Below are 5,151 nucleotides of genomic sequence, written 5' to 3'. Positions count from 1 at the left end.
CCGCCGGGGAGTTGGCCCCGGCGCTGGCCCGGGAGGGGGACATCCCGGCGCGGCTGCCGCGCCGGGACGGGATCACCGCCCCCGGCCGACGAAGGGGCCGCACCCGCGACAGCGATCTGCACGCCCTGGTCGGCCAGCGCCTGGAGCTCCGTGGCGGCCCGGTCGTCGTGCGCGGGTGGCTCGTCGGTCACGAGCCGCGTGATCACATCGGTCGGCACGGTCTGGAACATGGTGTCCGTCCCGAGCTTGGAGTGATCGGCGAGCACGACGACCTCCGCCGCCGCCTGCACGAGAGCCCGGTCCACCGACGCCGACAGCATGTTGGACGTGGACAGACCGCGCTCGGCCGTCAGGCCGCTGCCGCTGAGGAAGGCCCGGGACACTCTCAGCCCCTGCAGGGACTGCTCGGCCCCGCTGCCCACCAGCGCGTAGTTGGAACCGCGCAGAGTGCCACCGGTCATGACGACCTCGACGCGATTGGCATGCGCCAACGCCTGGGCCACCAGGAGGGAATTGGTGACGACGGTCAGTCCCGGCACACGCGCGAGCCGGCGGGCCAGCTCCTGCGTGGTCGTCCCCGCGCCCACCACGATGGCCTCGCCCTCTTCGACGAGACCCGCGGCGAGATCGGCGATGGCCGTCTTCTCTGCGGTCGCGAGATGTGACTTCTGCGGAAAGCCGGACTCCCGCGTGAATCCGCCCGGCAATACCGCACCGCCGTGTCGGCGGTCGAGGAGTCCTTCTGCCTCCAGTGCGCGCACGTCCCGCCGTACGGTCACTTCAGAGGTCTGGACGACGCGGGCGAGCTCCCGGAGCGATACCGCTCCATTCGCTCGCACCATTTCGAGGATCAATTGACGACGTTCTGCAGCGAACACGAAACTGACAGTAACCCCAACGACCGTCTGCTTTCAGCTGTTTGCGCCGAATTACAGGTTCTGTTCGCACAACACCCCAGGAAGTGGTATAGGCGCGATCGGGAGTCCTACCCGTCGCGCCTATGCCGCCCGCATGGGCCGCAACTCACCGTGACCTGCGAGAAGTTGATCCCGGGCCGGGGAACGGTCAGCTCTCCTCGGCGATCTTCCGCGTGTGCAGCTGGCGGGCCACCTCGGCGATCGAGCCCGAAAGCGACGGGTACACGGTGAACGCGTTCGCGATCTGTTCGACCGTCAGATTGTTGTCGACCGCGATCGAGATGGGGTGGATCAGTTCCGAAGCGCGGGGCGCGACGACCACACCTCCGACGACGATTCCCGTCCCCGGACGGCAGAAGATCTTGACGAAGCCGTCCCGGATGCCCTGCATCTTCGCGCGCGGGTTGCGCAGCAGCGGCAGCTTGACGACGCGGGCGTCGAACTTGCCGCCGTCGACGTCGGCCTGCGAGACGCCGACGGTGGCGATCTCGGGGTCGGTGAAGACGTTCGAGGAGACCGTCTTCAGGTTCAGCGGCGTCACCGCGTCGCCCAGGAAGTGGTACATCGCGATGCGGCCCTGCATCGCCGCCACGGACGCGAGGGCGAAGATGCCGGTGACGTCCCCGGCCGCGTACACGCCGGGAGCGGTCGTGCGGGAGACCTTGTCGGTCCAGATGTGACCGGAGTCCTTCACCTTGACGCCGGCGCCCTCCAGACCGAGCCCCTCGCTGTTGGGGATCGCGCCGACCGCCATCAGGCAGTGCGTGCCGGAGATGGTCCGGCCGTCGGAGAGGGTGACCTCGACGCGGTCGCCGACGCGCTTGGCGGAGGCGGCGCGGGAGCGCGCCATGACGTTCATGCCGCGGCGGCGCATCACGTCCTCCAGGACGGCGGCGGCGTCCGGGTCCTCGCCGGGCAGCACGCGGTCGCGGGAGGAGACGAGGGTGACCTTGGAGCCGAGCGCCTGGTACGCGCCGGCGAACTCGGCGCCGGTGACGCCGGAGCCGACCACGATGAGCTCCTCGGGCAGCTCGTCGAGGTCGTAGACCTGCGTCCAGTTGAGGATGCGCTCCCCGTCCGGGAGGGCGTCGGGCACCTCGCGCGGGTGGCCGCCGGTGGCGATCAGCACGGCGTCGGCGATGAGGGTCTCCTCGGTCCCGTCGGCCGCGGTGACGATCACCTTGCGGGAGCCGTCCAGGTCCTGCTGCCCGTCGAGCCGGCCGCGGCCGCGCAGGACGCGGGCGCCCGCGCGGGTGACCGAGGCGGTGATGTCGTGCGACTGGGCGAGCGCGAGGCGCTTCACGCGGCGGTTGACCTTGCCGAGGTCGACGCCGACGACGCGGGCCGGGCTGTCCGGGTCCGGGGTGTCGTCCTCGACGATGATGCCCAGCTCTTCGTACGAGGAGTCGAAGGTCGTCATCACCTCGGCCGTGGCGATCAGGGTCTTGGACGGCACGCAGTCGGTCAGCACCGACGCCCCGCCCAGACCGTCGCAGTCGACGACGGTCACCTCCGCCCCGAGCGAGGCCGCCACCAGGGCCGCTTCGTATCCGCCAGGTCCGCCACCGATGATCACGATCCGAGTCACGTAGGCCATTGTCCCGCACCGTTCAAGGGGCCGCCCGGCCGGGGTGCCGGGCACTTCGCTCAGAGCACGCCGGGCAACTGCCGTACCCTCGACCACATGTCGCTCTACGCCGCGTACGCCGGCAATCTCGACCCGCGGCTCATGACGCGCCGCGCCCCCCACTCGCCGCTGCGCGCGACCGGCTGGCTCAACGGCTGGCGGCTGACGTTCGGGGGCGAGCACATGGGCTGGGAGGGAGCGCTTGCCACGATCGTGGAGGCACCCCGCTCCCAGGTCTTCGTCGCGCTGTACGACGTCGCGCCCATGGACGAGGACTCCATGGACCGCTGGGAGGGCGTCGGGCTCGACATCTACCGGCGGATGCGGGTCCGCGTGGACACCCTGGAGGGCGAGGAGCCCGCGTGGGTGTACGTACTGAACGGATATGAGGGCGGCCTGCCCTCCGCGCGCTATCTCGGCGAGCTCGCGGACGCGGCCGAGTCGGCGGGCGCACCGCACGACTACGTGATGGAGATGCGCAAGCGCCCCTGCTGACACGGGAACGAGTGCGCATCGCCCGAGATGCCGCACGGAGTGCGCGTCTCAGGGGCGCGGGGAACTGCGCGAGAAGCCCCACCGGCCCGCAGGCGGCGAACGGCCCCCGGGCCGAACGGCGCCCGTCCCTCCCGCACCCCGGCGGAGCGCATGCGGCGGAGCGCATTCGTCGGAAACGACAAGACAACGATCGCATTCCCGTGAGGCCCGGCATCTACGCGCGTAGGACTTGACCGGCTACCCTCAAGCGCGTGAACGCATCTGTTACTCCGGACAACCTCCAGGGCGACCCCTACGCCGCCGCCGACGCCGCCGCCGCGCGCCTGCGCGAGCTCACGGGCGCCGAGACCCACGACGTCGCCCTCGTGATGGGCTCCGGCTGGGCACCGGCCGCCGAGGCGCTGGGCGCACCGGCCGTCGAGTTCCCCTTCACCGAGCTGCCCGGGTTCACCGGTGCGGCCGTGGCCGGGCACGGCGGCAAGGTCCGCTCGTACCAGGTCGGGGAGAAGCGTGCCCTGGTCTTCCTGGGCCGCACCCACTACTACGAGGGCCGCGGCGTCGCCTCCGTCGCGCACGGCGTGCGCACCGCCGCCGCCGCGGGCTGCAAGACCGTCGTGCTGACCAACGGCTGCGGCGGCCTGCGCGAGGGCATGCGTCCGGGCCAGCCGGTCCTCATCTCGGACCACATCAACCTGACGGCCACGTCGCCGATCGTCGGCGCGAACTTCGTCGACCTCACCGACCTGTACTCGCCGCGTCTGCGCACGATGTGCCAGGAGATCGACCCGTCGCTGGAGGAGGGGGTGTACGCCCAGTTCCCCGGCCCGCACTACGAGACCCCGGCCGAGGTCCGCATGGCCGGCATCCTCGGCGCCGACCTGGTCGGCATGTCCACCGTCCTGGAGGCCATCGCGGCCCGCGAGGCGGGTGCGGAGGTGCTCGGCATCTCCCTGGTGACGAACCTGGCCGCGGGCCTGTCCGGCGAGCCGCTGAACCACGAGGAAGTCCTCCAGGCCGGCCGCGACTCCGCCGCGAGCATGGGCGAGCTGCTCACCAAGGTCCTCGCCAAGATCTGACCGAGGCCGGTCCCGACCTCCGTGCCGATCGCCGATCGACCGTTCCCGTACGTCTGAAGGAAGCGAACCCGTGACCGTATCTGGCAGCGAACTGCTCGACCGGGCGAAGAGCTGGCTGGCGCAGGACCCCGACCCGCAGACCCGCGAGGAGCTGGCCGGGCTCATCGACGCCGGGGACACGGCGGAGCTCGCCGAGCGCTTCGCGGGGACGCTGCAGTTCGGCACGGCCGGTCTGCGCGGGGAGCTGGGCGCGGGCCCGATGCGGATGAACCGCGCGGTGGTCATCCGCGCGGCCGCGGGCCTGGCCGCGTACCTCAAGGGCACGGGCCAGGCGGACGGCGTGGTCGTCATCGGCTACGACGCGCGGCACAAGTCCGCGGACTTCGCGCGGGACACGGCGGCGGTCATGGTCGGGGCCGGGCTGCGGGCCGCGGTGCTGCCCCGCCCGCTGCCCACCCCCGTACTCGCCTTCGCCATACGGCACTTGGGCGCGGTGGCGGGCGTCGAGGTGACCGCCTCGCACAACCCCCCGCGGGACAACGGCTACAAGGTGTACCTCGGCGACGGCTCGCAGATCGTGCCGCCCGCGGACGCGGAGATCGCCGCCGAGATCGCGGCGGTGGGCTCGCTGCACGACGTGCCGCGGCCCGACAGCGGCTGGCAGACGCTCGGCGACGAGGTCCTGGACGCCTATCTGGCGCGTACGGACGCGGTCCTCGCGCCCGGGTCCGCGCGCACGGCCCGCACCGTCTACACGGCTCTGCACGGCGTCGGCAGGGACACGCTCCTCGCCGCCTTCGCGCGGGCCGGTTTCCCCGAGCCCGTCCTCGTGGCCGAACAGGCCGAGCCGGACCCGGACTTCCCCACGGTCGCCTTCCCGAACCCGGAGGAGCCGGGCGCGATGGACCTGTCGTTCGCGACGGCGCGGCGGGAGCGGCCGGATCTCGTCATCGCCAACGACCCGGACGCGGACCGCTGCGCCGTGGCCGTGCCGGACGCCGCCGCGGCGGGCGGCTGGCGGATGCTGCGCGGCGAC

4 protein-coding genes and 1 pseudogene are annotated in these 5,151 nt (G+C 72.0%); 3 read left to right on the top strand and 2 right to left on the bottom strand.

The features are described 5' to 3' along the window. Window positions 1-842 (bottom strand): DeoR/GlpR family DNA-binding transcription regulator (locus tag G3I40_RS11790; RefSeq protein ID WP_239091676.1); only part of this gene is annotated, 842 nt, incomplete at its 3' end. A gap of 223 nt (window positions 843-1,065) precedes the next feature. After that, window positions 1,066-2,514 (bottom strand): NAD(P)H-quinone dehydrogenase, encoded by a 1,449-nt coding sequence (locus G3I40_RS11785; RefSeq protein WP_164302111.1) that lies wholly within the window; start codon window positions 2,512-2,514, stop codon window positions 1,066-1,068. Window positions 2,515-2,601: 87 nt separating this feature from the next. Here G3I40_RS11785 and G3I40_RS11780 point away from each other — a divergent pair, with 87 nt between their 5' ends. The 3 genes and pseudogenes from G3I40_RS11780 to G3I40_RS11770 all read left to right on the top strand — a co-directional run. After that, the gene (locus G3I40_RS11780) at window positions 2,602-3,039 is read left to right on the top strand and encodes a gamma-glutamylcyclotransferase (RefSeq protein ID WP_164302110.1); all 438 of its coding nucleotides are present in this window, start codon (window positions 2,602-2,604) and stop codon (window positions 3,037-3,039) included. Between the two features lie 251 nt (window positions 3,040-3,290). After that, window positions 3,291-4,115 carry a purine-nucleoside phosphorylase gene (locus G3I40_RS11775; RefSeq protein WP_164302109.1) on the top strand — a complete coding sequence of 275 codons (825 nt, stop codon included), beginning with the start codon at window positions 3,291-3,293 and terminating at the stop codon, window positions 4,113-4,115. Window positions 4,116-4,185: 70 nt separating this feature from the next. Then, window positions 4,186-5,151: pseudogene (locus tag G3I40_RS11770) on the top strand (phospho-sugar mutase); the annotation flags it as partial.

The organism is Streptomyces sp. SID14478 (genome assembly GCF_010548525.1).
Lineage (GTDB): Bacteria > Actinomycetota > Actinomycetes > Streptomycetales > Streptomycetaceae > Streptomyces.
The sequence above is the reverse complement of the archived record's forward strand: the minus strand, read 5'-3'. Positions and strand labels throughout refer to the sequence as shown.